General features: G+C 71.2%; 27 protein-coding genes and 1 pseudogene. 11 read left to right on the top strand and 17 right to left on the bottom strand.

Annotated features, from left to right (window positions below; all coding sequences use genetic code 11):
• The first annotated feature begins 55 nt into the window (after positions 1-55).
• Both H9Y04_RS26575 and H9Y04_RS26570 read left to right on the top strand, forming a co-directional pair.
• Positions 56-1,051 carry a YihY/virulence factor BrkB family protein gene (locus H9Y04_RS26575; protein WP_236071473.1) on the top strand — a complete coding sequence of 332 codons (996 nt, stop codon included), beginning with the start codon at positions 56-58 and terminating at the stop codon, positions 1,049-1,051.
• 158 nt (positions 1,052-1,209) lie between these two features.
• Positions 1,210-1,476, top strand: a complete 267-nt coding sequence (locus tag H9Y04_RS26570) for a DUF4235 domain-containing protein (protein ID WP_187816575.1) — start codon at positions 1,210-1,212, stop codon at positions 1,474-1,476.
• 109 nt (positions 1,477-1,585) lie between these two features.
• Here the strand turns inward: H9Y04_RS26570 and H9Y04_RS26565 are convergent, their stop codons facing one another.
• From H9Y04_RS26565 to H9Y04_RS26550, 4 genes are all read right to left on the bottom strand, one after another.
• Entirely contained in the window at positions 1,586-2,686 is a 1,101-nt protein-coding gene (locus H9Y04_RS26565; protein WP_187816574.1) for a lytic polysaccharide monooxygenase, read from the bottom strand.
• A gap of 278 nt (positions 2,687-2,964) precedes the next feature.
• On the bottom strand, positions 2,965-4,653 hold the full coding sequence (locus H9Y04_RS26560; RefSeq protein ID WP_187816573.1) for a sensor histidine kinase: 1,689 nt from the start codon (positions 4,651-4,653) through the stop codon (positions 2,965-2,967).
• 48 nt (positions 4,654-4,701) lie between these two features.
• Positions 4,702-4,959, bottom strand: a complete 258-nt coding sequence (locus tag H9Y04_RS26555) for a CBU_0592 family membrane protein (RefSeq protein ID WP_187816572.1) — start codon at positions 4,957-4,959, stop codon at positions 4,702-4,704.
• A 186-nt stretch (positions 4,960-5,145) separates the two neighbouring features.
• Positions 5,146-6,183 carry a rod shape-determining protein gene (locus tag H9Y04_RS26550; RefSeq protein WP_187816571.1) on the bottom strand — a complete coding sequence of 346 codons (1,038 nt, stop codon included), beginning with the start codon at positions 6,181-6,183 and terminating at the stop codon, positions 5,146-5,148.
• Between the two features lie 338 nt (positions 6,184-6,521).
• On the opposite strand from H9Y04_RS26550, the pseudogene H9Y04_RS26545 reads away from it, so the two are divergent.
• Positions 6,522-7,360 (top strand): annotated as a pseudogene (locus H9Y04_RS26545) (MFS transporter); the annotation flags it as partial.
• A gap of 356 nt (positions 7,361-7,716) precedes the next feature.
• On the opposite strand, the gene H9Y04_RS26540 reads toward H9Y04_RS26545, so the two are convergent.
• The 7 genes from H9Y04_RS26540 to H9Y04_RS26515 form a co-directional block, all read right to left on the bottom strand.
• The gene (locus H9Y04_RS26540; protein WP_187816570.1) at positions 7,717-7,935 is read right to left on the bottom strand and encodes a hypothetical protein; all 219 of its coding nucleotides are present in this window, start codon (positions 7,933-7,935) and stop codon (positions 7,717-7,719) included.
• The gene (locus H9Y04_RS46955; protein ID WP_236071471.1) at positions 7,898-8,443 is read right to left on the bottom strand and encodes a hypothetical protein; all 546 of its coding nucleotides are present in this window, start codon (positions 8,441-8,443) and stop codon (positions 7,898-7,900) included. The genes H9Y04_RS26540 and H9Y04_RS46955 overlap by 38 nt, the downstream gene beginning before the upstream one ends.
• Positions 8,407-8,817, bottom strand: a complete 411-nt coding sequence (locus tag H9Y04_RS46950; RefSeq protein WP_236071470.1) for a trypsin-like peptidase domain-containing protein — start codon at positions 8,815-8,817, stop codon at positions 8,407-8,409. The genes H9Y04_RS46955 and H9Y04_RS46950 overlap by 37 nt, the downstream gene beginning before the upstream one ends.
• Entirely contained in the window at positions 8,814-9,266 is a 453-nt protein-coding gene (locus tag H9Y04_RS26530) for a CU044_2847 family protein (protein ID WP_308801111.1), read from the bottom strand. The genes H9Y04_RS46950 and H9Y04_RS26530 overlap by 4 nt, the downstream gene beginning before the upstream one ends.
• A gap of 350 nt (positions 9,267-9,616) precedes the next feature.
• Positions 9,617-11,221: a carboxyl transferase domain-containing protein gene (locus tag H9Y04_RS26525; RefSeq protein ID WP_187816569.1), complete on the bottom strand. Its 1,605-nt coding sequence runs from the start codon at positions 11,219-11,221 to the stop codon at positions 9,617-9,619.
• A complete protein-coding gene (locus tag H9Y04_RS26520) occupies positions 11,214-12,668 on the bottom strand; it encodes an acyl-CoA synthetase (protein WP_308801110.1) in 1,455 nt (484 codons plus the stop codon). Before H9Y04_RS26520 ends, H9Y04_RS26525 begins: the two co-directional genes overlap by 8 nt.
• 64 nt (positions 12,669-12,732) lie before the next feature.
• Positions 12,733-14,157, bottom strand: coding sequence for an SLC13 family permease (locus tag H9Y04_RS26515; RefSeq protein ID WP_187816567.1), 1,425 nt, complete (start codon positions 14,155-14,157; stop codon positions 12,733-12,735).
• A 567-nt stretch (positions 14,158-14,724) separates the two neighbouring features.
• On the opposite strand from H9Y04_RS26515, the gene H9Y04_RS26510 reads away from it, so the two are divergent.
• The 3 genes from H9Y04_RS26510 to H9Y04_RS26500 all read left to right on the top strand — a co-directional run bounded on the left by H9Y04_RS26510 (position 14,725) and on the right by H9Y04_RS26500 (position 16,809).
• Complete coding sequence (locus H9Y04_RS26510) at positions 14,725-15,432, top strand: FadR/GntR family transcriptional regulator (protein ID WP_187816566.1); 708 nt, start codon at positions 14,725-14,727, stop codon at positions 15,430-15,432.
• A gap of 218 nt (positions 15,433-15,650) precedes the next feature.
• The gene (locus H9Y04_RS26505; protein ID WP_187816565.1) at positions 15,651-16,325 is read left to right on the top strand and encodes an esterase/lipase family protein; all 675 of its coding nucleotides are present in this window, start codon (positions 15,651-15,653) and stop codon (positions 16,323-16,325) included.
• Positions 16,326-16,461: 136 nt separating this feature from the next.
• Positions 16,462-16,809: a S24/S26 family peptidase gene (locus tag H9Y04_RS26500; protein ID WP_308801109.1), complete on the top strand. Its 348-nt coding sequence runs from the start codon at positions 16,462-16,464 to the stop codon at positions 16,807-16,809.
• Positions 16,810-16,881: 72 nt separating this feature from the next.
• Here H9Y04_RS26500 and H9Y04_RS26495 read toward each other — a convergent pair whose 3' ends face one another.
• Complete coding sequence (locus H9Y04_RS26495) at positions 16,882-17,973, bottom strand: epoxide hydrolase family protein (protein ID WP_187816563.1); 1,092 nt, start codon at positions 17,971-17,973, stop codon at positions 16,882-16,884.
• Positions 17,974-18,148: 175 nt separating this feature from the next.
• On the opposite strand from H9Y04_RS26495, the gene H9Y04_RS26490 reads away from it, so the two are divergent.
• On the top strand, positions 18,149-18,640 hold the full coding sequence (locus H9Y04_RS26490; RefSeq protein WP_187816562.1) for a MarR family winged helix-turn-helix transcriptional regulator: 492 nt from the start codon (positions 18,149-18,151) through the stop codon (positions 18,638-18,640).
• A gap of 15 nt (positions 18,641-18,655) precedes the next feature.
• Here the strand turns inward: H9Y04_RS26490 and H9Y04_RS26485 are convergent, their stop codons facing one another.
• The 4 genes from H9Y04_RS26485 to H9Y04_RS26470 form a co-directional block, all read right to left on the bottom strand.
• Positions 18,656-19,528, bottom strand: coding sequence for an NAD(P)-dependent oxidoreductase (locus H9Y04_RS26485; protein ID WP_187816561.1), 873 nt, complete (start codon positions 19,526-19,528; stop codon positions 18,656-18,658).
• A 121-nt stretch (positions 19,529-19,649) separates the two neighbouring features.
• Positions 19,650-20,501: a DUF3626 domain-containing protein gene (locus H9Y04_RS26480; protein WP_187816560.1), complete on the bottom strand. Its 852-nt coding sequence runs from the start codon at positions 20,499-20,501 to the stop codon at positions 19,650-19,652.
• Positions 20,498-21,133, bottom strand: coding sequence for a hypothetical protein (locus H9Y04_RS26475; protein ID WP_187816559.1), 636 nt, complete (start codon positions 21,131-21,133; stop codon positions 20,498-20,500). The genes H9Y04_RS26480 and H9Y04_RS26475 overlap by 4 nt, the downstream gene beginning before the upstream one ends.
• A 41-nt stretch (positions 21,134-21,174) precedes the next feature.
• Entirely contained in the window at positions 21,175-21,768 is a 594-nt protein-coding gene (locus H9Y04_RS26470; protein WP_187816558.1) for a hypothetical protein, read from the bottom strand.
• Positions 21,769-22,047: 279 nt separating this feature from the next.
• On the opposite strand from H9Y04_RS26470, the gene H9Y04_RS26465 reads away from it, so the two are divergent.
• Complete coding sequence (locus H9Y04_RS26465; RefSeq protein WP_187816557.1) at positions 22,048-23,331, top strand: DUF6777 domain-containing protein; 1,284 nt, start codon at positions 22,048-22,050, stop codon at positions 23,329-23,331.
• A 14-nt stretch (positions 23,332-23,345) separates the two neighbouring features.
• Here the strand turns inward: H9Y04_RS26465 and H9Y04_RS26460 are convergent, their stop codons facing one another.
• Positions 23,346-23,813: an ATP-binding protein gene (locus H9Y04_RS26460; RefSeq protein WP_187816556.1), complete on the bottom strand. Its 468-nt coding sequence runs from the start codon at positions 23,811-23,813 to the stop codon at positions 23,346-23,348.
• A gap of 137 nt (positions 23,814-23,950) precedes the next feature.
• Here H9Y04_RS26460 and H9Y04_RS26455 point away from each other — a divergent pair, with 137 nt between their 5' ends.
• The 3 genes from H9Y04_RS26455 (at position 23,951) to H9Y04_RS26445 (ending at position 26,615) form a co-directional block, all read left to right on the top strand.
• Positions 23,951-24,820, top strand: a complete 870-nt coding sequence (locus tag H9Y04_RS26455) for a helix-turn-helix domain-containing protein (protein ID WP_187816555.1) — start codon at positions 23,951-23,953, stop codon at positions 24,818-24,820.
• Complete coding sequence (locus H9Y04_RS26450; protein WP_187816554.1) at positions 24,817-25,020, top strand: DUF397 domain-containing protein; 204 nt, start codon at positions 24,817-24,819, stop codon at positions 25,018-25,020. The genes H9Y04_RS26455 and H9Y04_RS26450 overlap by 4 nt, the downstream gene beginning before the upstream one ends.
• A 134-nt stretch (positions 25,021-25,154) precedes the next feature.
• Positions 25,155-26,615 carry a glycoside hydrolase family 16 protein gene (locus tag H9Y04_RS26445; RefSeq protein ID WP_187816553.1) on the top strand — a complete coding sequence of 487 codons (1,461 nt, stop codon included), beginning with the start codon at positions 25,155-25,157 and terminating at the stop codon, positions 26,613-26,615.
• The last annotated feature ends 27 nt before the right edge of the window (positions 26,616-26,642 follow it).

The following is a 26,642-nucleotide window of genomic DNA, read 5'->3' as shown; positions in this document are numbered from 1 at the left end:
TATGGCCATGCGTCCGGCCGGTGTGATCACCCGTCGTGCGGTTACTCGCTGTCGTATGGCTCCGTTGTCGAAGTCCCCCGAGGGACCCGAGAAGGAACGACAGGCCCCCGACCGGCCGAGTGAGCTGCCCAAGCGGTCCTGGTGGGCCGCGGTCAAGGGGACGCTGCGGGAGGTCCGTAAGGACGAGCTGGCCGATCGTGCGGCGACGCTGACGTACTACGGGGTCCTTTCGCTGTTCCCCGCGCTGCTCGTCCTCGTGTCCCTGCTCGGGATCGCGGGCGAGTCCGCCACCAGGCGAGTCCTCGACAACGTGCGGCAGTTGACGCCCGCCGAGGCCAGGGACGTGATCACCAAGGCGGTCACGCAGCTCCAGGACAGCGGCGGTGTCGGGTCCGTCATGGCCGTCGTGGGTCTGGTCCTGGCGACCTGGTCCGCGTCCGGCTATGTGGCGGCGTTCATCCGCGCGGCCAACGCGGTGTACGACATGCCCGAGGGGCGGCCCGTCTGGAAGGTGCTGCCCGTGCGTCTCGGGATGACCGTGGTGCTCATGGTTCTCGCCGTGATCAGCGCGCTCATCGTCGTCTTCACGGGCGGCCTCGCCCGCCAGGCGGGGACCGCGCTGGGGATCGGCGACTCGGCGCTGACGGTGTGGGGGATCGCCAAGTGGCCGTTCCTCGTCGTCCTGGTGACCCTCATGATCGCCCTGCTGTACTGGGCCACTCCGAACGTCAGGTCCCGCGGCTTCCGCTGGATCACGCCCGGCAGTTTCCTCGCCCTGCTGATCTGGATGCTGGCTTCGGCCGGGTTCGCCTTCTATGTCGCGAACTTCGGCTCGTACAACGCGACTTACGGGACGTTCGCGGGCATCGTCGTGTTCCTGGTCTGGCTGTGGATCAGCAATCTGGCGATCCTGCTCGGCCTGGAATTCGACGCGGAGGTCCTGCGTCAGCGCGCCGTCGCCGGCGGTCATCCGCTGGGCGACGAACCGTACGCGGAGCCGCGCGACACCCGCAGCTGGGACGAGGAGGACCGGCGCCGCGTCGAGGAGTGAGCGGCGGCGGGCGTCGGGGCGCAGGCGGGAGTTGAGAGGCGGGCTCTGAGCGGACGGGGTGAGCTTCCGGCAGGTCTGGGTACCCGCGTGGCGGCATGAGCGGGTGCCGGGAGCCGCCGTTCGGCGGCCCGGGCCGAGACGAACAGGGAGAGCTGCCGATGAACGCCGTCAAGATCGCCTACAAGCCCGTGGGGTTCGCTCTCGGAGCGCTCGGCGGCATGGTGGCCGGCATGGTCTTCCGCAAGGCGTGGCAGGCGCTCGGCCACGAGGAGGACGCCCCCGACGCGACGGACGAGCACCGCGGCTGGGGCGAGGTACTGCTCGCCGCCACCCTGCAGGGCGCCGTGTTCGCGGGGGTCAAGGCCGCCATCGACCGTGCGGGCGCCGCCGCCACCCGCCGTATGACCGGTACTTGGCCGGGCTGAGGCCTGCCCGGGCTGAGGCCTGCCCGGGCCGAGGCCTGCCTGGACTGAGGCCCTCCCGGCACGCGTGCGGCGCCGGCCCCCGGGCGAGCGGGAGCCGGCGCCGTCGCTGTCAGGGATCGACGCAGGTGATCGAGCCGGCCGGCAGGTCGTTGCCGGTCGAGGTGGCCGTGAAGCCGAACGTCACCGTGCCGTCCGGCGGGATGGTGCGGTTGTAGTCCGCGTTCCTGACCGTGACGGTTCCGTCGGCGGCCGTACTGAGCGTGCCGTTCCAGACCTGGTTGAGGCGGGTGCCGGTGCCCGGCTGCCAGCGCACGGCCCAGCCGTCGCGGGCGGTGGTGTTGTGGTTCATCACCTCGACGGAACCCTGGAAGCCACCGGTCCAGCTGTTCGTCACCTTGTAGACGGCCATGCACCCGCTGTGCGGGTCGGTCGGATCCGGTGTGGGCGTCGGATCCGGCGTCGGTGTCGGGTCCGGCGTGGGGGTGCCGCCCGGGTCGCGGATGCCGGTCACCTCGCCGTTGCCGCCGTCGAAGACGATGTCGGAGCAGGAGAAGAAGTTCTCCTGGCTGTCCGAGCGCACCCACTGGATGAACATCATCGCGTCACCTGAGCGGCCCGAGGGCAGCGTCAGATCCCAGTAGTAGTGGCCGCTCTCGGAACCCACCGAGCCCGACTGCGGGGGATTGGTGACGGTCTGGATCAGCTCCAGGTCTCCCCAGCCGAGCGGCTGCGTGGGCGAGTAGCCGGGCTTGGACACGTACACCCGGAAGTCCCCGGGGTGCGCCGCCCAGTTGCTGTGCTTGATCCTGATCGTCGCCCCGGACGTGAGGTGCGTCCTCGGCCAGTCGGCGCGGGCGGCGTTGTAGCCGGTGAAGTTGTACGGGGAGCGGTCGCCGGCGCTGCACAGCTTGCCGTCCGGGACGTAACCCGGGCCGCGTCCGCCCGCATTGGAGTCGAGCACGGCGAACCAGTTGTACAGCGCGTTCGCGCCGCTCTCGGCGAGCGCGGCCTTGCACGCCGGATTCGTCGGGTCGAGTGCGCCGGTGCCGGTCTTGGCGTCCAGGTAGCAGAGGTAGGTCCGCGATCCGGGCGTCATCGTCACGCCGTGCGCCTGGGCGCTGCCCTGGCCGAGCAGGGCGAGGCCGAGCCCGCCGAGCAGGGTGGCCAGGGCCGCGAGTAAGGACAGCAGGCGTCTTGTGCTTCGAGCCATCGTGTCTCCTGTGGTCGGGGGGTGGTGGTGCTCCTCTGGCTGTACGGGCAGGAGGTGGCGCGCGCCGGGCGAGTGGACGGGCGAGGGGGCGGTGGGGTTGCTCCGGAGCCGGCCCTGGCGGCGCAGGGGGGAAGGCGGACTCCGGAGCGGTTCCGGCTCCCCGTGCTTGGGAGCGCTCCCACTTCACCGGCTCCTGTGACTGTAGGAGCGCTTCATGTCCCTGACAACCCGCTGCGCGGGATCCGTCGAAGGGATCTCGAAGAAGCAGGCCAGGGGCGTTACAGCGGTGACTGCCAGGTCACCGTCGTGCCCCCGTCGCCGCCCTCGGACGGGTCGGGGGACGGGGTGTCCGCCGCACCGTCGTCGAACACCGTGAGGCGTACCGCCGCGCGCCCGTCCGGGAGTTCGGCCGCGCAGTCGACCGTGATCTCGATACGGGAGACCGCGGTGCGCCGGGAGGCCTCGGCCAACGCGCGGCGCAGGGCCGACAGGAGCTGCGTGGCCGTGCGCTCGCCGAGCGCGGCGTCCACCGGCCCGTGGAAGTGCGTCGAGGGCGTGACGCCCGTCGCGGCCGCGGCGCCGGCCGCCTCGCGGAGCACCTTGCCGCGGAAGGTGGTGGGGGCGTCCGCGGGAGGCTGCTGGAGGGCGAAGATCGCGGTACGGACCTCCTGGATGGTGGACTCCAGCTCGTCCACGGCCTTGCCGATCGTGCCCTGCACATCGTCCACCTGGGCCCTGCGCTGGGCGGACTCCAGCATCATTCCGGTCGCGAAGAGCCGCTGGATCACCAGGTCGTGCAGATCCCGGGCGATGCGGTCGCGATCCTCGAACACGGCGAGCCGTTCGCGGCTGACCCGGGTCTCGGCGAGGACGAGCGCGAGCGCCGCCTGATGGGCGAACTGGGTGGCGAGCAGGCGCTCCAGGGCGGTGTAGCGACGCGCGCCGCGGGCGCGGGGGAGCGCGAGCGTGCCGATCAGGCGCCCGTCGCTCTGCAGCGGGAGCAGCATGCTCGGGCCGAACCGCGTGCGGACCGGCGTGGTCATCCGCGGGTCGGTCGCGGAGTCCTCGACGAACACCGGCTCACCGCCGAGCAGTTGGGCGAGCACCGGGCTGCCCGGGTGGATCTGGGTGCCGATCAGGGCGCCCGGATCCTCGTACGTGGACGCCGTGACGATCTCCATGCCGCCGTCCGGCATGGGCTGCAGGATCACGCCCGCCACGGCGTCGGCGAGTTTGCGGGCCTGCTCGGCCACGACCATCAGGGCGTCGCCCGGGGCGTCACCGCCGAGCAGCGCGGTGGTCACGGCGGCGGTGCCCTCGATCCAGCGCTCGCGTTGCGCCGCGTTCTCGTACAGGCGCGCGTTGCCGATGGCGATACCGGCCTGCGCGGCGAGGATCCGCAGGACCTGCTCGTCGCCGAGGGTGAAGGGGCCGCCGCGCTTCTCGGTGAGATAGAGATTCCCGAACACCTCGCCGCGCACCAGGATCGGTGCGCCCAGGAAGCTGTGCATCGGCGGATGGCCGGGCGGCATGCCGCAGGACTGCGGATGCGCGGTGAGGTCGTCGATACGCAGCGGCCGCGGGTCCTTGACGACGGTGCCGAGCACACCCAGCTCGCCGCAGGGCAGGCGGGCGATCCGCTCGCGGGTCTCCTCGTCCATGCCGGTCGTGAACAGCTCGGTGAGACGGCCTTGTTCGGGGTCGACCACACCGAGCGCGCCGTACTTCGCGTCGGCGATACGGGCGGCCGCTTCCACGATGTGCTGCAGCGTGGAGCGCAGTTCGAGGTCGGCGCCGACGCTCAGGACCGCTTCGAGGAGGGGTTCGTCGGGGGCGCCGGCGGGGCGGGCGCCCTCGGTGGGGTGGGCGCCCTTGGCGGGACTGCGGTCCGGTGCGGCGGTTGCCTTGCTGCGGTCCGGGGCCGCGGTTGCCTCGCTGCTCTCCGTATCGGCGTTGTCGTCACTCATTCCCGTGCTCATCCCGGTACCCTCCCATTCGCTCGCCCACCGGTCGGGTCAGGCGGGTTCGCGGCCGGGCGCCGGGCGGCCGCGGGCCCAGTCCACCAGGCCGGAGAGTGCGTACAGCGCGCAGGCGCCGCCGAGCAGCAGAAAGCCCCACTGCTGCTCGGCGAACGCGTCCATCGTGATCAGCGAAGCCCCCACGAACCGCAGCCAGAGACGGGGTGTCGCCGCCGGCGCCAGGCGCCCGAGACGCGCGGGCAGACAGGACGCCAGCACGAGCAGGGCGCCGATGAACTGCAGGGACTGCGACACGGGAGGCGTCTCCAGGGGGGGCTTGGGGGTCCGTTGGCAGTGGGGTCGAGGTTGTTGTCAGGGGTGCTCGGGGGCGTTGTCAGTGGGGGCCGATAGCCTGAGAAGGGCTTCGGCCCCCGGGTGGGCGGGGACTGTTCGGGCCACGGGAACTGCGCGGCCGCAAGCCCCGCCCGGACCCGCAAGAAGTCAGTCCGCCAGCGGATTGAGCTGCATCGGCTCGATACGGCCCTCCAGCATCGCGCCGAGGCCGAGGATCGCGCAGACGTCGGGGCGTTCGGCGATGTGCACCGGCATACCGGTCGCGTCGCGCAGCATCTGGTCCAGGCCCGGCAGGCGCGCGCTGCCGCCGACCATCATGATGCCGCGGTCCGCGAGGTCGGCCACCAGATCCGGCGGGCAGTCGCGCAGGACGCGGCCGATGCCGTCGAGCACCGCGGTCAGCGGGGTGTGGATGGCGTCCCGTACGGCCGCCGTCTGCACCTGGACCGAGCGGGCCAGGCCCGTGGCCACGTCGCGGCCGTGGATCTCGGTGGACTCGGGGCCCTGCGGGGTCAGGCCGTTGCCGCTGAGGGCCAGCTGCAGGGGGCGTACGGACTGGCTCGGCAGCATCAACTCGTGCTGCTGGCGCAGATGCTGCACCACCGCGTGGTCGATCGCATCGCCGCCCACCGGGATCCGGTCGGCCGTCACGATCGAGCCCATCGAGAGCACCGCGACCTGCGTGGTCGCCGCGCCGCAGACGATGATCATCGTGGCCTCGGGCCGCTCCACCGGCAGACCGCAGCCGACGGCCGCGGCGATCAGCGTGTCCACCAGCTCGACCCTGCGCGCGCCCAGGCCGATCAGCGTCTCGGTGGCCGCGCGCTGCGCGAGCGGATCGGCGTCGTGCGGGACACAGGCCGCGGCGCGCAGGCGGGGCTTGCGGCGCAGGGTGCGGCGGAGCTTGTCGTCGAGGAGGTGGCCCAGCATCCGGCGGCACATCTCGATGTCCACGACGGTGCCGCCGGAGACCGGACGCACCACGCGGATGTACGCGGGGGTGCGGCCCGTCATCCGCTCGGCGAACTCGCCGACCGCGATCAGCGCCCCCGTACGGGTGTTGACGGCGCACACGCTGGGCTCGTCCACGACGAGGCCCGCGCCCTTGACGAACACCCGGGTCCGCGCGGCGCCCAGGTCTACGGCGATATGGCAGCGACGCAGCTGCTCCAGGCTGACGGTCATGGCGAATTCCTCCCGAGGCACAGACCGTGAAGGGCCGCCGGCCGGCGGTCCCTTTCGCATCGTGCGGGGGCCCCGGACGGGCCGCGCGCTGGGGTGGGCCGGGCGGGGAGAGGCCGGACGGGTGGACCTGGTGTAGGGGGTGCTCGGGGCAGCGAGGGTTACCATCCCGTGTGGCCAGTGCCCCCTCCGACGGCAAGGGCCGTACCGAAGAAGAGGAAATACCCGGTCGGAACGCGCGTCGCCGGGTACGCATCCTCGCCGACATCACCCCGCTGCGCACCTCCGCCGACTACCGGCGCCTGTGGATCGGGAACACCGTCTCCTGGACCGGCCAGGCGATGACCGCCCTCGCCATCTCGCTGCAGGGGTACGAGATCACCGGGTCCAACTTCTCCGTCGGTCTCGTCGGGCTCTTCTCGCTGGTCCCTCCCCCCCAAGTTCTCGGCTCCGCTCGAACAGGGAGGTACCCCCTCGTCGCCTTCGGTCTGTACGGGGGCGCGATCGCCGACACCGTCGACCGGCGCAAGCTCGGGCTCTACGCGTCCAGCGGCATGTGTCACGCCGTCACCTTCACTGCCGCGCTGTACGCGATGTGGCGGCTGCCCTCGACGAAGCCGGACCGTTCCGGCAGCGGGGACACCCGCAAGCGGGCCTCCGTCCTGGACGGGCTGCGGTTTCTCGCCACCCGGCCGAACCCCCGTATGACCTTCTTCTCCGACCTGTGCGCGATGGTCCTCGCGCATCCGCGGGCCGTGCTTCCCGCGGTCGCGGTGGTGTGGTTCCACGGGGATGCCACGACCACCGGGCTGCTCGTCGGCGCCCGGCCGTGGGGGCGCCGCTCGGCGGGGTGTTCTCGGGGTGGCACGGGCGGGTGCACCGGCACGGGTTCGCGATCGTGCTCGCGGTCGTGGGCTGGGGCGGGTTCATCGCCGCGTTCGGACTGACGCGGCAGCTGTGGCTCGGGATGCTGTGCCTCGCGCCTGCCGGTGCGTCGGACACCGTCTCGATGGTGTTCCGCTCGACGATGCTGCAGGCCGCGACGCCCGACGAGATGCGCGGCCGGCTGCAGGGTGTGTTCATCGTGGTGGTCGCGGGCGGCCCGCGCCTGGGCGACTTCCTCGCGGGCTCGGTCGCCGACCTGACCTCGCCGACGGTCGCGGTCACCGGGGGTGGACTATCTCCGTGACCGGGAACGGGCCGCGGATCAGGTCGCGGGGAGGTTCCGGTTCGCCCGTGGTCGGGGCGGGTGGGTCGGCGTACGCCGGGTTGTCACGGTCCGGCGGTCCGGCCGGCTCCGGGGTTGGGCCGACTCCTGTGGTCCGGTGTTCGTTTGGCCGGCGATGGGGCCGGTGGCTGTGGGCTCGGGCGGCACCTGGTAGACGTATGCCACCGCCTCACCCCCCTGCCGTGCCATGGGGATGAAGGCTCCAGTGGGGAACAGTGCGTGCCCGCTCACGGCGTCCTCGTACAGAGGGCGCGAGAGGATCACCAGGCTGTCGCCGGGGCCGAGATCGATCGACGGTCCCAGGAAGGTCAGTCCCTGGTGGCCGGCCGGATGTTGCGCCAGAACATCACCCGCAGGCTGACCCGCGCGGGCAACTCGCGCCGCAGTGCCTGGAGTTCGCTCATCAGGTACGGCAGCAGCGGAAGGGTGAAGACGCCGGGTTCGGTGATGACGAGACAGCCGTTGTCGCGGACGAGGATTTCGGCGGCGCTACACCTGTCCCCGTAGCAGCCCGCGTAACGCCGCACGCGTGGCCGCGTCCTCGCAGTAGTCGGCCAGGCGCGCCGCGAACCGGCCGATCGCCTCGGTGTCCTGGCTCTCGCTGAGCAGATACCAGGCCACGTCCCACAGGGAGGTCAGCCGCCGCAGCGGCGGCGGGAGCGGGCCCACCGCGTCGCGGTAGAGCCGGTCGGGTGCGCAGCCCGCCGTGCGCCAGGTCTTCTGTGCGTCGGTGGCCTCGATCAGCGTGCGCAGCCGCTCCTTGTCCCGTGCGCTGATCCCGCCGGTCGGGATGAGGTCCCCGAGCCTCGGCCAGTAGTGCGCCATGACGTGCGCGGGGAGCATCCGCCCGTTGCGTACTTCCTTGCTGCGGGCGGCGGAGGTGACCATGCCGACGACCTTGCCGCTGGTCGCGAGCGTCACAGCTGCGCCGCTGAAACCCGGCGCGAAGGTCTGCCCGGCCTGGCCCCAGGCCTCCAGCTGGATCCACTCCTGGGTGATCAACTGGTCGCCGGTGGCCCGGTATTCGGCGAGCACGCCTTCCTCGTGGTACGCCTTGGGGAACCCGTACGCGAGCAGGCGCGCGGCGGATCGCCGTAGGCCTCGGCGGGCGAGGCGAACTCGGCGGGCGTGAGCGGCACCGGCTCGTCCAGTTCGAGTACGGCGAGATCGCCCGGGTCGAGCCCGCCGGTCCAGCCGCCATGGGCGACGACGCGGGCGGGCATGGGGTATCCGCTGCTCGAAGAGCTCGGGGAAGCGTCGCGGGACAGCTGCGGGAAGGTGACGGTGACCTCGTCGGTGTCGCGGCAGCTCACCACGTGGGCGCAGGTCAGCACATGCCGGTCGGTCACCAGGAACCCGGCACCCGACTCACGGCCGCAGCGGATCCGGGCCTGCCAGGAGGCGTTCATGGCTGCGGGGCGGGCGGTGCCGGTGGCGCGGGCGGTGCCGGTGGCGCGGGCGGCTGCGGCGGGGTGACGACGGCGGCGCCTTCGACCGCGTCGGCGGCGGCCACGCGAGGCCCGACGACCGTCACCTGGTTCTGCTGCCCCGGTGACCAGGCCAGCTTGACCACGAGATGACCCTCGACCGTGCTCTTGGCGATCAGGGCGCCCGCCTCGGCCGTGAGCTTCACCCCGAACTCGATCTCCACCGAGTCCGGCTTGAGCGACCCGTCACGGAACACCCTGAGTGCCGCCTCGGCTGCCGACCGCACTCCGGCGAGAGAGCTCTCGAAGGTACGGGTGGCCCGCACGGCGCCGTCCGAGTCGCTGACGAGATGCTGGCCGTCGTCGTCGGCTGCGAAGTCCACCGGGACGAGCGTCCCGTCCTCGGTCCTGAACTCCATGTACTCGCCCACGCGGCGCCCCTGTACTCGTGATCGACTGCGGCCGGTCCCATTGTGGCCCAACAGGGCTGCTGCCGTTGTCCGTTGCACACGAAGGCGCCGCCTCCCCTGGGACGGGGGAGACGGCGCCCTGCGTGACTCCGCGCGACGGATCGCGACGTCGGCCGGTGGCTCCGGTCAGACGAGCCAGCCGAGGAAGTGGGCGATGCCGGCGAGGATGTCGGTGATGACGTTCATGGTGGGACGTTCTCCTTGTACCTGTGCTGAGTTGGGACTGCGCATCGTCACGGTCTGCAGCCCGTTGCTTGCGCACCGTCAGCATCGTTGGTCACATAGGACAAAAGCAAACGCATACGTGACGATCACCTGTTCTGGGGAGCAACTGTTCCCTTGTTCGGGTGAGTTGACGTTCCCGCCACCCCGCGGGCGACTCCCAGGTCCACCAAGTCCTGTGGTCTGAGCCGTAGTTCGTTCGCGGTCGCCTGTACGTCGGAGTCCGGGCGCTTGAGGATCGCGGCGGCCAGTTCGGGTGCGATGACGGAGAAGTAGCTCGACGGCGCGACCCAGGTGTTGCCGGGCGCCGCGAGCGCGAGGGCGCCGCCCGAGCCGCCCTCGCCGATCAGGAGCGTGGTCACGGGGACCCGGGCGGTCGCGACCGCCGTGAACAGTTCGGCGATCGCCGGTCCCGCACCGGCCGCCTCCGCCGCCGCGTCGTTCGCGGCGCCCGGAGTGTCGACCAGGGTCAGGACCGGCAGGCCGAGCCGGTCGGCGAGACGGATCAGGCGGGCCGCCGTGCGGTAGCCGGACGGGCGGGTGGCGGTGCCGCACTGGGCCGCGTACGCGATCGTGCGCGGGCCGGATCCGTCCGTGCCTCTGTCGGCGGATCCGACGGTTTCCCCGCCGCCGCCGCCGCCTCCGTCGCCGTCTCCGTCGGCATCCCCGCCGCTGCCCTCGTACAGCCCGAAGCCGCACAGCATGCCAGGGTCCCGGCCGCCGCAGCGGTCGCCCGAGACGGCGGCGCGCTCGGTGAAGTACGCGTCCAAGTAGGCCTCGGCGCGGGGCCGTGCGGGCGAGCGGGCCGACTCGACCGCGTCCCAGCCGGTCTCCGGGAGCGTTGTGTCGCCGTGGGCCGGCGGGACGGGGGCGGGCGTCCCGTCACGGCGGAAGGTCAGCAGTCGCAGGCGCAGCGCCACCTCGGCGCGCAGGTCCTCGGCCGGTACCACCGCGTCCACATGCCCGGACGCGAACTGCGCCTCGGCCGTGTATGCCGCCGGATCGGCGTCGGCCGGCCGCACCCGCGACCCGGCGAACCCCACCTGGGCGCCGGGCAGCGCCAGGATCATGTCGGCGCCCGCGCCCAGCGTCGCCCAGCCGCCGCCCGTGGTCGGGTCGCGCAGCACGGCCAGCTGGGGTACGCCCGCGGCCGCCGTCAGTGCCGACTCCTGTGCCACGCGCTGGAGTTGGGTGAGTGCGAGCATGCCTTCCTGCATCCGGCTGCCGCCTGTGGCGATCAGCGAGACCAGGGGAAGGCGGTGGGCGCGGGCGTGCTCGTGGGCCGCCTCGATCAGATCGCCGGTGCGGCTGCCGAGCGATCCGCCGAGGAAGCCGAACTCGAACGCGATAAGCACCGCCGCCGTCCCGCCGATCACGGCCCGCCCGCACACCACCGACTCCTGTTCCCCGGTGCGTTCGACGGCCCGGGCCAGCGAAGCCCCGTAACCCTGCCAGTCCAGGGGGCCGTCGGGCTTGATGCCGGCGGCGGGGCCGGGGTGCGGGAGCTCGGCGAACTCCTCGGTGAGGAGGGCGACGGCCTCGCGGGCGGAGAGGCGGCGGGGGTCGGGTGTGGAGAGGTGGCGGGGGTCCGGTGTGGAGAGGTGGCGAGGTTCGGGGGTGGAGGGCTCGGGCGATGCGGGTTCGGGCTCGGTGGGCTCGGGCTCGGTGGGCTCGGGCAGGGCGGAGTCAGGCATGGAGGGCCTTCTTCATGAGCTTGCCCATGTCGTTGCGGGGGAGCTCGGCGAGGTAGTGGACGACGCGGGGGCGCTTGTGCGGGGCCAGTTGCGCGGCCACGTGTTCCGCCAACTCCGCCTGCTCCGGCGGCTGTTCGGGATCGGCCGGGACGATCCACGCCACGATCCGCTCGCCCAGGTCCGCGTCCGGTTCGCCGGTCACCGCCGCGTCCCTGACCGCCGGATGCTCCATGAGCGCGTTCTCGATCTCACCCGCGCCGATCTTGTAGCCACCGCTCTTGATCAGATCGGTGGCCTTGCGGCCCACGATGCGCACGTAACCGTCCGGATCCCGCACCGCCATGTCGCCCGTACGGAAGAAGCCGTCCTCGGTGAAGGCCTCCGCGGTGGCGTCCGGCCGGTTGAGGTACTCGAGGAAGAGGTTCGGTCCCCGCACCTGGATCTCGCCCACCTGGTCGGGACCGTCCGGGAGTTCCCGGCCGATCTCGTCGACCAGACGGAGCTCGACACCGCGCAACGGCACGCCGACGGTCGCCGCGCGGGGCTCGCCGTCCGCGCGGACGCTGGTGTTCATGAGCGTCTCCGTCATCCCGTACCGCTCGATCACCGCCCGACCGGTCGCCGTCCTGATCCGCTCGTGGTCGCGCGCCTGCAGCGCCGCGGAGCCGGACACGAGCAGCCGTGCCCCCGCCAACGCCTCGGCCAGCGCGGGGTCCTCGGGCAACTGCTCGGCGATCCGGTGATACATCGTCGGCACGCCGAACAGCATCGTGGCCCCCGCACCCAGCTCCCTCGTCACCCCCTCCGTACTGAAACGGCCCAGGTGCCGCACCGATCCGCCGCGCCGCAGCGGGCCGAGGACGCCGAGGATCAGACCGTGGACGTGGAACAGCGGAAGTCCGTGCACGAGCACATCGTCGGACGTCCACTGCCAGGCGTCCTCGAGCGCGTCGAGTGTGCTCGCGAGTGCGCGGCGGGGGAGCACCGCGCCCTTGGGCGGGCCGGTGGTGCCGGAGGTGTAGACGATCAGGGCGGGGTGGTCGGGGGCGGGTTCCGGCCAGGTGCGCCCGGAGGTCGTGGTCGCGGTTGATTCGATGTCGATACGGGACAACTCGGCGAGTGCGTCCGGCAGTTCGTCGCCCCGCCCGGCCAGGACCAGTGACGGTTCGCTGTCGCGGAGGATATGTGCGAGCTCCCGTTCGCCCACCTTCGGGTTGAGCGGAACGGCGGGGACACCTGCGATCAGCGCCGCCACCACGCCGACCGCCGTCTCGAGCGTCGGCGTCGCCCAGACCGCGACTCTGCGGGCCTCGCCGATCAGGTCGGCCAGAGCTCCGGCCGACGCGGCGAGTTCCGCGTACGAGAGCGTGCGCTCGCCGAAGGTCAGGGCCGGCCGGGACGAACCTTCGGCCAGGGCGGGGAACAGAGTCGCGGTGCGGGGACTCACGTGAGGTACTCCCATTCGTCGGACTGCGGCGCACGAGCCGCGGGTGGGCGCTTCCTTGGGCGTATCACCCGAATCCTGGCACCACCAGGAGCAGCCATACGACAGCGGGGACCACGGCGACGATGATCCCGCCGTAGATCATCAACTGCCGGAAGAACCGTTCGCGGTCGACATCCGGGGCCGCCGCGAGCACCAGGGCGCCATTGGTCGAGAACGGGCTGACGTCCACGACGGTCGCCGACACCGCGAGCGCCGCGATCATGCCGACCGCGCCGATCTCGCCCTGCGCGAGGAAGGGGACGGCCAGCGGGATCAGGGCGCCCATGATGCCGACGGAGGAGGCGAACGCCGAGACGATCGCGCCGACGTAGCACAGCAGCAGTGCGGCGAGCAGCGGTACGCCGATGTCGCCGACGCCCTCGCCCGCCCACTTGATGGTGCCCATTTCCTCGAGCACGCCGACGTACGTGATGACACCGCAGATCAGGAGCACGGTCGGCCAGGCGATCTCGCCGACGGCCTTGCGGCTGGTGTCCGGCCAGGCGGTGCTGAGCAGGACGGCGAGGGTGATGGCGGTGAGGCCCGCGTCGAGGTCGAAGCCGAGGACGGCGACGACCAGGACGACCAGGGAGGCGAGGGTGGCGATGCGGGGTGGGGTGAGGAGGGGGGCTTCGGTGGGCTTTGTGGCGGTTCCGGTGGTGCGGGTGGTTCTCGTGGTGCGGGTGTTTCCGGTGGTGTCGGTGGCCGCAGAGGTGCTGGAGGTGCCAGTGGTTGCAGAGGTGTTGGAGGTGCCGGTGGTGCCGGGGGAGTCGGCGGGCCCGGGGGAGGCGGTGGTTCCGGGGGAGCCGGTGGTGCCCGCGGCGGTGGGCTCGTCGGCTCGGGTGCGGGGCAGCTTCAGGCCGCCGAAGAGGACGAAGACGACCGACGCGATGATGAGGTTGGCCACCAAGGAGGCGAAGAACAGGGCGACTTCATTGCCCGGCAGGTTCTCGCGCTCCACGATGCCGTTGACGATCGAGCCGTAGATGCTGATGGGCGAGAAGCCGCCGCCCTGGGCGCCGTGCACCACCATCGCGCCCATGAGGAGCGGGCTGATGCCGTAGCGAGCGGCGAAGCTCAGCGCGATGGGCGCGACGATTGCGACCGCGGCCGGGCTGACGGCGCCTATGGCCGTGAGCGCGCCGGTGATCACGAACATCACCCAGGGGATGAGCGCGATCCGGCCGCCGACCAGGCGGATGGAGGCGTGCACGAGCCAGTCGGTGGTGCCGTTGGCGCGGGCGATGGCGAAGAGGTAGGTGACGCCGACCAGGACGACGAAGAGGTCGCCCGGGAAGCCGGCGAAGATGCCGTCCGCGTCGAGGTCGGCGACGAGTTCACCGACGCCGAAAGCTGCGGCGAAGGCGAGCGCGCCCATGTTGATCGAGCGGGTGGTGGCGATCACGAAGACCACCACCAGTACGAGGATCGAGATCAGTTCCGCGGACATCGGGGCTCCCGTCCCTGGGGCGCGCGTGGTGGGCGGAGTGGATGGGTGGATGGGGGATGGGTGAATGGGGGATGGGGGATGGGTGGTCGAGTGGCTGAGCCACTTGGCCAGTGGGGAGAGTCGGGTGGTCGAGTGGCTGAGCCACTTGGCCGGTGGGGCGGTGGGTCGGTGGGTCGGTGGGGCGGTGGGGCAGTGGGAGAAGCGGGTGGCCGAGTGGCTCAGCCACTTGGGCCGATGGGGCGGTGGGGCAGTGGCCAGTGAGGAGAGTCGGGTGGTCGAGTGGCTCAGCCACCTGGCCAGTGGGTCGGCGGGTCGGCGGGGCAGTGGGGAGAAGCGGTTGGTCGAGTGGCTGAGCCACTCGACCGGCAGGCGAGGTCGAGGTGGTCCAGTGGCTCAGCCACTCGCAGGCTGCGTGGCTCGGTGGACAAGTGGCTGAGCCACTCGGCCAGTTGGTGCCCCATAGAGTCGGGGCCCCGCCTTCACCCGTCAAGGGGTCGCGGTCAAATTGGCTCAGCCACTGGACCACCTCCGCTGCTAGGCTGCGGGCATCCAGGGAGGGGGTGGGCCATGTCCGAAGCACTGCGGCCCATGGGACGTACGCGCATGTACGAGCAGGTCATCGACCGCCTGCGCGCCTACGCCGCCGAGTCCGGCCTCAAGTCCGGCGACCGGCTCCCGCCCGAGCGCGAACTGGCCCAGCGCCTCGGCGTCTCCCGGGCCTCCGTCAAGCAGGGCATCGTCGTCCTCGAAGTCCAGGGCCTGGTCGAGGTCCGGCACGGCGGCGGCACCTACCTCGTCGGCGACAGCCTCGACATCGCCGAGCCTGTCGAGCGGCTCGTCGAACGAAGACGCCGGCTGCCCGACGTACTCGAAGCGCGCGAGGCCCTGGAGACCAAGCTTGCCGAACTCGCCGCGGAGCGCCGTACGGAGGAGGACCTCGCCGCGCTGCGCGACGCCCTCGGCTACATGGCCGAGGAGATCGAGCGCGGGGAGCACGGCATCGAGGGCGACCGACGTTTCCACGCCGCTGTCACCGCGGCCGCGCACAGTGCGATCCTCGCGGAGTTCATGCGGTCGATAGCCGAGCAGATCACCGAGTCGCGCCATGAGTCGTTGCGTCAACGGGGGCGTCCGTCCAAGTCGTTCGCGCAGCACATGGACATCTTCGAGATGATCGATGCGGGCAACGGCAGGGCGGCGGCCGCAGCGATGCGGCGCCATGTACGGACGGTCGCGAAGGTACGGCTGCTCGACTGGGACCCCGACCGGGACTGAGCCGGGACTGACCCAGGACCCCTACCGGGACTGACCCAGGACCCCGACCGGGACCGGCGCGCGCCCCCGACCCGGCCGGCATCGCCCCGGGATTGGCCGGAACCCCGCCTGCACGGGTCTGTTCATCGCGCCTCGTTGGCCTCACCATGCTCAAGACCGCTACTCACGCGTAACCACCCTTCAACCAGGGGGACTTCGTGCTGCGCTCTCGTATCCGCATGGCCTCACTGCTCCTCGCCGTCACGACCCTGCTCGGCCTCACCGCCACCGTCTCCGCCCGGGCGGAGACCCGGGCCACCGCCGCCCGCACCCCCGTCATCTTCGTCCACGGCTACAACGCGGGCCCCGGCGTCTGGGGCTCCCTGCGCGAGGACTTCAAGTCCTCCGGCTACACGGACGCGGAGCTCTTCTCCTGGGGCTACGACACCAGCCAGTCCGTGAACGAGACGCTCTCGGGCCGCTTCGCCGCCTACGTGGACGAAGTGCGCGCGCAGACCGGCGCCGCTCAGGTCGACATCGTGGCCCACTCCTTCGGCAGCCTCGTCACCCGCTGGTACATCAAGCACGGCGGGGGCCTGGCGAAAGTCGACGACTGGGTCTCCCTCGCCGGCCCCAACCACGGCACCAGCACCGCCTGGGCCTGCGCCCTGTGGTCCCAGGCCTGCCGCGACATGACGCCCGGCTCGTACGTCCAGGACGGTCTGGCCGAGGGTGACGAGACGCCGGGCGCGGTCTCGTACGCGACGTTCTGGTCCGACTGCGACGAGGTCATCAACCCCGACAGCAGCGTCCCGCTCACCGGCGCGACCAACATCGCCTCGGGCTGCCTGAAGCACAACGACTTCCTCGGCGACGACACGGTCTCCCAGGGCGTACGGAACTTCGTGGGCTAGCTGCACAACAGGCTGCGTGCGCCTCGCTGATGGAGCAGGGAGCAGGGAGCGGGGCGCAAGGAGCAATCGGCCGAACAATTCGGTGGGGCGGTGCGGGGGACTCTGCCAGGCTGACCGGATGGGTGCCTTGGACGCAGTGGCAGACAGGGGCGCCGGCGGGGCCACCGTGGTGTTCCGGCCCAGCGGCTCCTCGATGGTCCCGCTGATACGCAGTCGGCAGCAGGTGGTTGTCGCTCCGGTCGACCCTTCGAAGGTGGAGGTCGGGGACATCGTCCTCGCCCGCGTCGCCGGGACGGTCTACCTGCACCTGGTGTCGTCCGTGGACCTCGCCAGGAAGCGGGTGCAGATCAGCAACAACCGCGGCCGCGTGAACGGCTGGACCAGCCAAGACCGGGTCTTCGGCATCTGTGTGGCGGTCGACGGCGTCAGCCGGTCAGGAGCCGTCGACAAGAGCCTCGCGGCCGACGCCGACGACTCCTCCTGAGCCTCGACGCCGACGCCCCCTCCCGACCCTCGACGCCGACGCCCCCTCCCGACCCTCGACGCCCCACCCGTCCTAGCCCTCCCGCTTCGTCTGCGTCAGGAAGAACTCCCGTACGTCCCCGGCGAGCAGTTCCGGTACCTCCATCGCCGCGAAGTGGCCGCCGTGGTCGAACTCGGACCAGTGCCTGATGTCGTAGAGGCGCTCGGCGAGCGGGCGTACCGACTGGGTGATGTCGTGCGCGAAGACCGCGATGCCCACGGGGACGGTGCACAGTGCGTTCCCGCGTACGGTCTCGCGGTGCAGCCGGGCCGATGAGGCGGCGGTCGCGGTGAGCCAGTACAGCGAGATGTCGGTGAGCATCCGGTCGTCGTCGACCGGTGTGTGAGGGTCGGTCCACTGGGCGAACCGCTCGGCGATCCAGGCGAGTTGGCCGACCGGCGAGTCGGTGAGCGCGTAGCCGATGGTCTGTGGGGTGGCGGCCTGCAGTGCCTGGTACGGAGGGCGGTTCGTCAGCAGGTCGCGGACCTTGTCGAGGCGGGCCTCGTCCGTCGCGGACAGTTCCACGCCGGCGTCCGGATCCGGGCGGGTCGGCAGGTAGTTGAGGTGGACCGCGACGACCTGCTCGGGTGCGTACGCGCCGAGCGAAAGGGAGATGCCGGCGCCGAAGTCGCCGCCCTGCGCGCCGTAGCGCTCGTATCCGAGTCGGCGCATCAGCTCGGCCCAGGCGCGCGCGACCCGGGGCACGTCCCAGCCGCGCTCGTGGGTCGGGCCCGAGAATCCGTATCCCGGTATGGACGGGATCACCAGGTGGAAGTCGCGCGACAGCGGCTCGATCACGTCGAGGAACTCGAGGAACGAGCCGGGCCAGCCGTGCGTGAGGATCAGCGCGAGCGCGTCCGGCTTCGGGGAGCGGACGTGGACGAAGTGGATGTTCTGTCCGTCGATCTCGGTGGTGAAGTGGGGGAGCTCGTTGAGCTCGGCCTCGTGGGCGCGCCAGTCGTAGCCGGTGCGCCAGTACTCGGCGAGTTCCTTCAGGCGGGCCAGCGGGAAGCCGTAGTCGGTTCCGGCGCCGTCGAGTTCGTTGGGCCAGCGGGTGCGGGCGAGGCGGTCGTGGAGGTCGTCGAGGTCGGCCTGCGGGATGGCGATACGGAACGGCTTGATCATGGCCTGCACTCCAAGGGGAGAGGGATCCATGGGGCCGGCGCCCCACATGAACGTTAGTGGCACTAACGAAGGTAGACTGTTAGTGCCACTAACGCAATAGACGGCAGACGGCCCGATGTGCACGCCCCGGCAACATGCCCCCAGCCCCACGCCCACGACCCGCAGGAGGACCCGCATGAGCCCGACCCCCGAGCCCACTCCGGCCCGGCTGCGCACCATCCCCAGCCGGCTGATCGCGGGCGCCGCGGTCATCGCCGACCGGCTCGTGAGCGAGCGCCTCGCCACCGAAGGCGCCCGCAAGTGGCACTTCGCGGTCCTGGTCGCGCTGGCCGAGGCGGGCGCCGCCAGCCAGGCGGAACTCAGCCGCCGCACCGGCATCTACCGCAGCGACATGGTCGCCGTGCTCAACGAACTGTCCGCCGCCTCATACATCCGCCGCGAGCCCGACCCCGTCGACCGCCGCCGCAACGTCATCACGCTCACCCCCGTCGGCCGCCGCCACCTGGAACGCCTCGACACCCTCATCGCGGACGCCCAGCGCGAGCTGCTCGCTCCCCTCACCCCGGCCCAGCAGGGGCAACTCACCGACCTGCTCATCGCCCTGACGGATCATCACGGCGTCGGACACACAGGTCAGAGCCACGCGGCCGGAGGACGGGCCCGATGACCGAGGCCCTGCCCGTCAGCCCGCCCGCAGACGCTCCACGGCCCCGGACGCCGTGAAGTCCCTCCCGCCTGCAGCCAGTTGGCTCTCCAAGTCCTCGGCGGAGCGCTCGAAGTGGTCCGCGCGGACGCCGGCGTCCCGTGCGGCCTGCGCCATGTTGCGGGCGGCCGCGAGGACGACATCGAGACCCTGTGCGTACGCGGGCTCTCCGTCGGAGTCCACGTCGGCGGCGAGTACGGGAAGCAGCCGGGCCATGTTCGTCAGCCAGGGCACGAGCAGTTCGGTGAAACCGGCGGCCGTGCTCTCCTTGTGCGAGGTGGCCACCGCCACGGAATGGAAGAAGCCCGCGAACATGTAGTCCATTCCGCTGAGCAGCGCCAAATCGTAGAGGGAAGCGAGGCCGACCTCGGCGCCCAGATATTTCGCCTCGCCCATCACCTCCAGAATTTCCTTCTGTGCGGCGAAGGCTTCGCTGTCGCCGCTGTAGAGAAGGAATGCCTCGGGTGTGGCGATGGTCGAGGGGACGGCCATGATGCCGCCGTCCAGATAGGCCGCGCCCTGCTCCCTCGCCCAGGTCTCCAGCTCCCGGGCCTGGGCGGGTGTTCCATTGCTGAGCTGCACGAGCGTGCGTCCGCGCAGGGCGCCGGCGGCCTGCGCGAGAAGGGTGCGCGTCGTGTCGTAGTCGATCAGGCAGACGATGGTCAACGGGCTTGCCACCAAGGCCTCTTCGGCCGTGGCGGCCCGCAGTGCGCCCTTCGCCACGAGCTCGTCCGCCTTTTCCGCGGTGCGGTTCCATACGGTCGTACGGAATCCCGCGGAAAGCAGGGACGCTGCCAGCGCCTTGCCCATATCCCCCAGACCGATGACGCTTACTGCTGTGCTGCTGGTCATGATGCTCCCTGTGCGTACGAGTGGTGAAAGGAAGCCTTGATCGCGGCCAAGGCTTTCTCAAGTACGCACTCCCAAGTGGGTGGTTACCCCCGGGGAAGCGAGCAGGTCGGGCCGGTTCGGATCAGGTCGTGGGCGCTCCGAAGCGGGCAAGCAGGTGCCAGACCTTCTTCAGGTCCTGCGGATCGTGCCGGCCGGCGCGGGAGGCCGCGCCGATGAGGCCCGGGTCGAGCAGGCCGTCGACGGTCAGGGACAGCGCCAGATCCACGTACTCCTGGCCCCGGAAGTCCCCATGGCGGGCCAACTCCTCGGCAGCGACCCGGAATCCGCCGTGGAACTCCACCGGGCAGCCCAGCCGCAGTGCCGACGCCTCGACCTCCGTACCGCGGAAGCAGGGGTCGAGCACCAGCGCCTCGACGTCGCCGGTGAAGCTCACCGGGCCGTGAATCTGGGTCTCGATGTAGTCGTCGAGCGCGTCCTGGTCGTCGGCGAGGGCGAGGGCGATGAGGTCGCAGGCGGCCGCGACGCCGAAGTCCGCCGGCTCCAGGAAGCTGTCCGGGTAGCAGAACGTGGTGCGTTCGAGCGCACCGGCGGCCAGCCGGATGTGCGCCGAGCCGAAGCGGGGCGCCGCCCCCGTGGTCCTGCGGCGGAAGTTGAGACCGCCGTACACCGGGCGCTCCACGGCCGGTGCGTCGTCGTACGCCCCGCCGAAGATCCGGCTCTCCCAGCGCCAGCGGTCGCCGCCCTCGTACGCGGTGAGGCCGCCGTTGCTCGTGCCGGTCACGAACTGCGAGCGGTAGACGCCGTGCTCGGCCATGGCGTCGAGGATGGGGGTGCCGTCCTGGGTGAGGCGGTCGGGGTGGAAGTTGAGCGTGACGCGCAGCGCCGGATCGAGCGGACCCCCGCGCGCGAGCCCCCGCACATGGGCGAGCGCGCGCCCGGCCCGTCCGGCCGGAACCCTGATCTCCGTACTCATGCCGTTCCCTTCCTCGTGTCCGTTCCCGCCGCCGTCCCCTTCCCGGGGTCGGCCAGCGCTGCCTCGACGACCTCGTCGACGAGCCGTTCCCGTGCGTCCGCCGCCGCGCCCTTCACGGCCGCACTCGCCCGCTGCGCCTCCTGCGTGGTCGGGAGCCGGCCGACCAGGAGCAGAGGGAGCAGCTTGCGCCGTACGAGGAGTTCGGCGGCGGAGGTCATCTGCGGGCGGCGGACCACGGAGACGTTGACGCGGACCGCGTGCTCATTGCCCGGCGGCACCCCGGGACGGTCGGTCTCGACCGCCGCGTACCGGAAGCCGTGGGCGAGCTCGCACCCCGCGCACCCGGCCGGCCCGCGCCCGAGCCGCTCCCCGCAGTCGCCGCACTCGATACGGTCCAGCGCGGCGTCGACCACGCGCCAGTCGTGCCGGTCGGGCTCGGCCGTGACCATCTCGGCCAGCGCCCGCTCCTCCGCCGGCGCCGCGCCCATGCGCCGTACGAACACGGCCCACTCGTCCTCGACGATCGCGTCCACGAGCGCACGGCAGACAGCGCAGTCCGGTGCGCCGCCGTATGCGTAGCCCCCGCAGGCAGCGCACCGCCGCACCTCGTCCCCGACCTCCGGTCTCGCCATGACCAGGACTATCGCCGATCCACGGGCCGGTGGAAAATCCTTTACGCCCCGGCGGCGACCTCCTGGAGCAGCCCCCAGGTGAAGTCACCGACGTAGGCCCGGCGCCCACCCTGCGCGTCCGGTGCCTCGAAGGCCAGGCGCCAGCGCGTGGGGGCCGCGCCTTCGAGCAGGGTGGCGGGTGGGAACGCGCGGCCCACCTCGTCCACCGTCGCCGACCACGGTGTGAGGTCCTCCACAGTCCCCAGGCCGGGTCCGGGGCTGCCGGGAGCGCGGATCAGCCACTCGTTCACGACCTGCGCACCGCCCGGTGCGAGCAGCACCTCGAAACGCAGATCCGGCCACAGCGGCACGGGCCACAGCAGCGCCTCGCAGGTCAGATCCCCGATCTGCCGGCGCACCTTCGCCTCGGGCGCCCCGAGCGCGGACCGGTACCGGCTGACGGCGCCGCGCCCTCGCGGTGAGCGCACCATCGCCTGCCACCGCCGGTTCGCCTCGCGCATCTCCGCCACGGAGACACCGAGTTCACGCCGTGCGTCCTCGACGAGCCCGGGGTTGTGGTCGGCCATCCGGCGCAGGAGGACGAGCTGGAAGTCCAGTGGGCCGAAGGGGGCGGGCGATGTGGGGTGCTGTGGCATGGGGACATGGTCCCAGTGGGGGGTGCAGAGTTCCCTGTGGGGGGCCTGGGATATCGCAAGCGCTTTCCCGGAGCCGAATTATGCGAGGCGAATCGGATAATGCCGAATGGGTGTTCGGGGTAGCGTCGAGACCTGTCGCGCATAATGTCACGAGGTGTCAACAGGCCGTAATTGAGACCTGGTTGTGCGGAATCCTTTACTGTCACGCTGCTGCTCGTTCCGGTGGCTGCAGTCGCGTCATTGTGACGCGAGCCCGGGCAGCGCGGGCAAGGGGGAATCATGGCCAGGAAAGTGCGCGGTGTGCGCACCGGGGGCGCACGGGGGTGGCGGGGGATCAGGCTCAGGACGGCGGCCGCGTTCCTCGCGTTCACCGTCGGAATCGGATCACTGACGGGGATGGCCTGCGCGGCCCGTGCGGTGGCGGCGGAGGTCGCCGCGGAAGCGGTCGGCTATCTCGCCGAGAACGCCTTCTTCGAAGGGGACTTGGGCGACGGAATCGATTTCGGCCGCAATCTCCACGACAAGGGCGGCTCACGCAAAGGCAGTGAGGCGGGCCTGTACGGCGGCAGCAAGAAGATCGATATCTGTGATCCCGAGCTGCTGCTCGAATTCCTGCTCGAAGCGGGCAACGGCAAGAAGAAGGCGGCCTGGGCCAAGGCGCTCGGTATCGGCGCCAAGAACAAGAACGTCAAGGCTTTTGTCGAATCCCTCAAGGAAGTCGTCCTCGCCAACGACACCCTCGTGGGCAACCACGGCTACCGGAAGGGCAAGCACTACCGCTACGAGGCCTTGCTCGAAGCCGGCACCGCCGTGCTCGTGGACGCGTTCGGCGTACCGCGCGTGAAGTGCAACTGCGGCAATCCGCTCGCCGTGAGCGACCAGGACCCCGGCGACATCGACCCGAAGTTCAAGGGCAAGAAGAAGGGCAACAAGGAGTGGAAGGTCAAGAAGGACCAGGTCGTACGGGTGGAGAAGGCCGAGAAGCCGCAGAAGTCCCTCACGGTCGCGGATGTACAGGCCCCGGCCGAGGAGATCGAGATCGACATGCCCGCCCCGGCGGGTGACGGCAAACCGCCGCGCGAGCAGGTGGAGATCCCGCAGACCAGGGGCGAGTCGGCCGACGAGGCGACCCGGCTGCTCGAGGAGCAGGGCTTCACCGTCGAGACACGGACGGTGGAGGACCCGGACGTGGCCCCGGGCACGGCCTCCGGCACCGAACCCGAAGGCGGCGCGACCGCGCCCCGGGCCTCCACGGTGACGCTGCTGATCGCGGCGGAGGAGACCGGCCCGCAGACCGTGACCGTGCCGGATGTCCTGGGGTGGACCCAGGCCGAGGCGGAACAGGCGCTCGTCGACGCCGGCCTGGTCGCCGAGGTCGCCACCGTGCCCTCGACCGCCGAGGAGGCCGGCCTCGTCCTCACCCAACTGCCCGCCGCGGGCGGTGAAGTCGAGCCCGGCTCCACGGTGACGCTGACCGTGGGCGTGGAGGGACTGGCCGACGGCGGAGGGGGAAACGGCGGTGCTGAGGACGGTGGCGGCTTCTTCTCGGGAGGTACCGGCTAGGCCCCGGATGGTTCTCACAGAGCGCCGGCCAGTCCCCCAGGAGGGACCGGCCGGCGCTTCACTGTCAGCTTCGCCCACACCGTCTTGCCGACCCCGCCAGGCCGTTCGCGCACGCCCCAGTCCTCTGTCAGCGCCTCGACCAGCTGGAGGCCGCGGCCGTCCTCGGCCAGGGGGCACGGGGCGAGGGGCCGGGGCGGGCGGTCGGCGCGGGCGTCCGCCACCTCGATCACGAGGCGTACACCGTCGAGCGCGAGCCGCAGCTCGAAGTCCCGGCCGGATACGCGACCGTGCGTGACGGCGTTCGCGGCGAGCTCGGCCACGACGAGGGCCGCGCTGTCGGAGGCCTCGCTGCCGTGCGGCACACCCCAGTCGTCCAGCTGGTGCAGGGCGAGTCTGCGGGCGAGCCGGGCGCCGCGGCGGGTCGCGCTGAAGTGCTGCGCGAAGGTCAAGTCGCTTGCGTGATCGGTGATTTCGAGGTTCATGTCACCGAGCGTGGTCGTTCCGGCTTACGCTGACCAGGAGGGGCGGCGCGACGGAGAGTGACTGTACGGCTGCGGTCGGGTGCTGTACGTCCTGTCGGGCGTGACCATTTCGGGCGGGCGCGAAGGTGGTACGGGTCATGGTCAACGTGGACGCTGGACGCAGGCCCGAGCGGCCTGCCGAAGTCGACGGAACGGCGCACTTGTTCCGCGCGCTCGGGCGCCAGATCAAGGTGCTGCGCGAGGCGGCGGGTCTGCATCAGAAGGAGCTCGCGGCGTCGGTGCATGTCGGCGAGGACCTGGTGTCGGCGATCGAGCGAGGCGTGCGGACGCCGCAGCCGGACTTCCTGGAACGGGTCGATGAAGTCCTCGGCGCGGGCGGGGTGTTGAGGGCCGCGATCCCCGACGTACGGGAAGCGCTGAAGAAGGCTCGGACTCGGCATCCGGAGTGGTACCGGGGGTATGCCGAGTTGGAGGCGGAGGCGGTGGAGCTGCACTTCTATGCGAATCAGGGGGTGCCGGGGCTGCTGCAGATCGCTGAGTATGCGCACACGATCTTCTCTCACTGGCGTCCACTGCTGGACGAAGGGACAGTCGAGAAGCGGGTGGCCGACAGGCTGGCCAGGCAACAGGTCTTCGAGCGAAGGCCGATGCCGCCGATCAGCTATGTGCTGGAGGAGGTCGTCCTGGACCGGCCGATCGGTGGACGGGCGGTGTGGCAAGCCCAGTTGAGGCGCATCCTGGAGGTGGGGCGGATGCGCAATGTAGAGATCCAGGTCATGCCGACCAGTCGTGAGGAACATCCCAACATGGATGGTGCGTTCAACCTGTTGATTCCCAAGGGTCAGCACCATCAGATCGCGTACACGGAAGCTCAGGGGTATCCGAGGTTGATCACCGATCCCGGTGAGGTCCGGATGATCGCGGACCGCTATGGGATCATGCGCGCCAAGGCGCTCACCCCTGGTGAGTCCACAGCCCTGATCGCGAAGAAGCTGGGAGAGCGATGAACACCAACGAAGAACTCGCCTGGTTCAAGTCGAGCTACAGCGGCGGGGCCGGCGGCGAATGCCTCGAAGTCGCCACCCGCCCCCACGCCATCCACATCCGCGACTCCAAGCAACCCCCCACCGACGCCGACCACCTCACCGTAACTCCCCGAAGCTGGGCCGCATTTGTGGCGTATGCCCGCGTCACGCCTGTCCCATAGGGTCCCCGTCGCGTTCGTGTTGGCTTCAGAAGTTGGCCGAGTCATGCCATAGACGGCGCCGTAATCCGTGAATAGAAGAACGGTGGGAGCGCGCTCACACCCCCACCCGCACTCTTCCCCCACGGAGGCGCACCATGAGCGCAAGACGTACGACCGACCCTGCCCGCATACGGGCCCCGAGGCGCCTGCGCGCCGCGCTCCTCGCGAGCGCGGCCGCCGTCGGGCTCCTCGCGGCCCTCATGCCCGGCTCCGCGAGCGGTGACGTGCCGCCGCCCGCGCCCGGCTGGACGCTGCAGTGGAGCGACGACTTCAACGGGCCCGTCAACACCCTTCCCTCCGCCACGAACTGGCAGATCGACACCGGCCACAACTACCCCGGCGGACCCGCCAATTGGGGCACCGGGGAGATCCAGAACTACACGGCGAACCCGGCGAACCTCAGCCTCGACGGCGGCGGCAACCTGCGGATCACACCGCTCAGGGACGGCGCCGGAAACTGGACCTCGGGGCGTATCGAGACCCGGCGCGCGGACTTCAAGGCGCCCGCGGGCGGCACGCTCGCCATCGAGGGCCGCATTCAGATGCCGAACGTCACCGGCACGCAGGCCCTCGGCTACTGGCCGGCGTTCTGGGCGCTCGGTGCGCCGTATCGCGGCAACTACTGGAACTGGCCGGGCATCGGCGAGTTCGACGTCATGGAGAACGTCAACGGGATCAACTCCGTCTGGGGCGTGCTGCATTGCGGGGTGAACCCCGGCGGACCGTGCAACGAGACCCAGGGAATCGGCGCCAGCAGGGCCTGCCCGGGCGCGACCTGCCAGTCCGCGTTCCACACGTACCGCTTCGAATGGGACCGGAGCGTGAGCCCCAATGTGCTGCGCTGGTACGTGGACGGGCAGCTGTACCACAGCGTCGACGAGAACCGCGTGGGCGCCGAGGCGTGGACCAACATGACCAGCCACGCCGGCTACTTCATCCTGCTCAACGTGGCGATGGGCGGCGCCTTCCCCGACGGCGTCGCGGGCCACGCCACCCCGGTGGCGGGCACCGTGTCCGGCCGGCCGATGCTGGTGGACTACGTGGCGGTGTGGACCCGAGGCGGCGGCACGGATCCCGGCCCGGGCGACCCGACCGCCCTGCACCTGAGGTCCGGCGGCACACTCGGACCGGCCCAGTCGCCGGCCTCGACGGTGACGCTGGCGTCCGCGGGCGGCGCCAACCACGACGGTGCGCCGAGCAATCCGCAGGTCTTCACGGCGTCCGGGGTCAACGGCGCCTACACCGGTGGCTCGACCCAGTTCGACCTCTTCGTCGACGCGGGCACCACCGTCGCCAACGGGCAGCAGGTCAGGGTGAGTTACGACCGGACGGGCGACGGGAGCTGGGAGCGTACGGAGACGTACCACTATTTCGCCACCGACCCCGTGCCCGGCTATGAGCACTACACGCAGGCCCGCGGCCTGAAGTCGCAGACGGGCGCGCACGGCACGATGACGAACGGCCGCGTACGCGTGGAGGTCTGGAACGCCATCGGCAACGGCCCGAGCACCCTGGGCATCGGCAACCAGTCACGGCTGACGGTCCCCATCGGCTGATCTCCGGCCCGTCGGCCGGCGCGGGTC

It is taken from the genome of Streptomyces polyasparticus (assembly GCF_014493765.1).
GTDB lineage: Bacteria > Actinomycetota > Actinomycetes > Streptomycetales > Streptomycetaceae > Streptomyces > Streptomyces polyasparticus.
Note: the sequence above shows the minus strand (reverse complement) of the source record. Positions and strands in the feature narration are given on the sequence as shown.

Coding starts and splice junctions, on each gene's coding strand:
- H9Y04_RS26515 (WP_187816567.1), bottom strand. CDS start 14,157: ATGTCCGCGGAACTGATCTCGATCCTCGTACTGGTGGTGGTCTTCGTG.
- H9Y04_RS26575 (WP_236071473.1), top strand. CDS start 56: ATGGCTCCGTTGTCGAAGTCCCCCGAGGGACCCGAGAAGGAACGACAG.
- H9Y04_RS26460 (WP_187816556.1), bottom strand. CDS start 23,813: ATGAACCTCGAAATCACCGATCACGCAAGCGACTTGACCTTCGCGCAG.
- H9Y04_RS26490 (WP_187816562.1), top strand. CDS start 18,149: ATGAGCCCGACCCCCGAGCCCACTCCGGCCCGGCTGCGCACCATCCCC.
- H9Y04_RS46950 (WP_236071470.1), bottom strand. CDS start 8,817: ATGAACGCCTCCTGGCAGGCCCGGATCCGCTGCGGCCGTGAGTCGGGT.
- H9Y04_RS26505 (WP_187816565.1), top strand. CDS start 15,651: ATGGCCTCACTGCTCCTCGCCGTCACGACCCTGCTCGGCCTCACCGCC.
- H9Y04_RS26475 (WP_187816559.1), bottom strand. CDS start 21,133: ATGGCGAGACCGGAGGTCGGGGACGAGGTGCGGCGGTGCGCTGCCTGC.
- H9Y04_RS26495 (WP_187816563.1), bottom strand. CDS start 17,973: ATGATCAAGCCGTTCCGTATCGCCATCCCGCAGGCCGACCTCGACGAC.
- H9Y04_RS26560 (WP_187816573.1), bottom strand. CDS start 4,653: ATGAGTGACGACAACGCCGATACGGAGAGCAGCGAGGCAACCGCGGCC.
- H9Y04_RS26550 (WP_187816571.1), bottom strand. CDS start 6,183: ATGACCGTCAGCCTGGAGCAGCTGCGTCGCTGCCATATCGCCGTAGAC.
- H9Y04_RS26485 (WP_187816561.1), bottom strand. CDS start 19,528: ATGACCAGCAGCACAGCAGTAAGCGTCATCGGTCTGGGGGATATGGGC.
- H9Y04_RS26565 (WP_187816574.1), bottom strand. CDS start 2,686: ATGGCTCGAAGCACAAGACGCCTGCTGTCCTTACTCGCGGCCCTGGCC.
- H9Y04_RS26525 (WP_187816569.1), bottom strand. CDS start 11,221: ATGCCTGACTCCGCCCTGCCCGAGCCCACCGAGCCCGAGCCCACCGAG.
- H9Y04_RS26450 (WP_187816554.1), top strand. CDS start 24,817: ATGAACACCAACGAAGAACTCGCCTGGTTCAAGTCGAGCTACAGCGGC.
- H9Y04_RS26570 (WP_187816575.1), top strand. CDS start 1,210: ATGAACGCCGTCAAGATCGCCTACAAGCCCGTGGGGTTCGCTCTCGGA.
- H9Y04_RS26470 (WP_187816558.1), bottom strand. CDS start 21,768: ATGCCACAGCACCCCACATCGCCCGCCCCCTTCGGCCCACTGGACTTC.
- H9Y04_RS26510 (WP_187816566.1), top strand. CDS start 14,725: ATGTCCGAAGCACTGCGGCCCATGGGACGTACGCGCATGTACGAGCAG.
- H9Y04_RS26455 (WP_187816555.1), top strand. CDS start 23,951: ATGGTCAACGTGGACGCTGGACGCAGGCCCGAGCGGCCTGCCGAAGTC.
- H9Y04_RS26480 (WP_187816560.1), bottom strand. CDS start 20,501: ATGAGTACGGAGATCAGGGTTCCGGCCGGACGGGCCGGGCGCGCGCTC.
- H9Y04_RS26465 (WP_187816557.1), top strand. CDS start 22,048: ATGGCCAGGAAAGTGCGCGGTGTGCGCACCGGGGGCGCACGGGGGTGG.
- H9Y04_RS26445 (WP_187816553.1), top strand. CDS start 25,155: ATGAGCGCAAGACGTACGACCGACCCTGCCCGCATACGGGCCCCGAGG.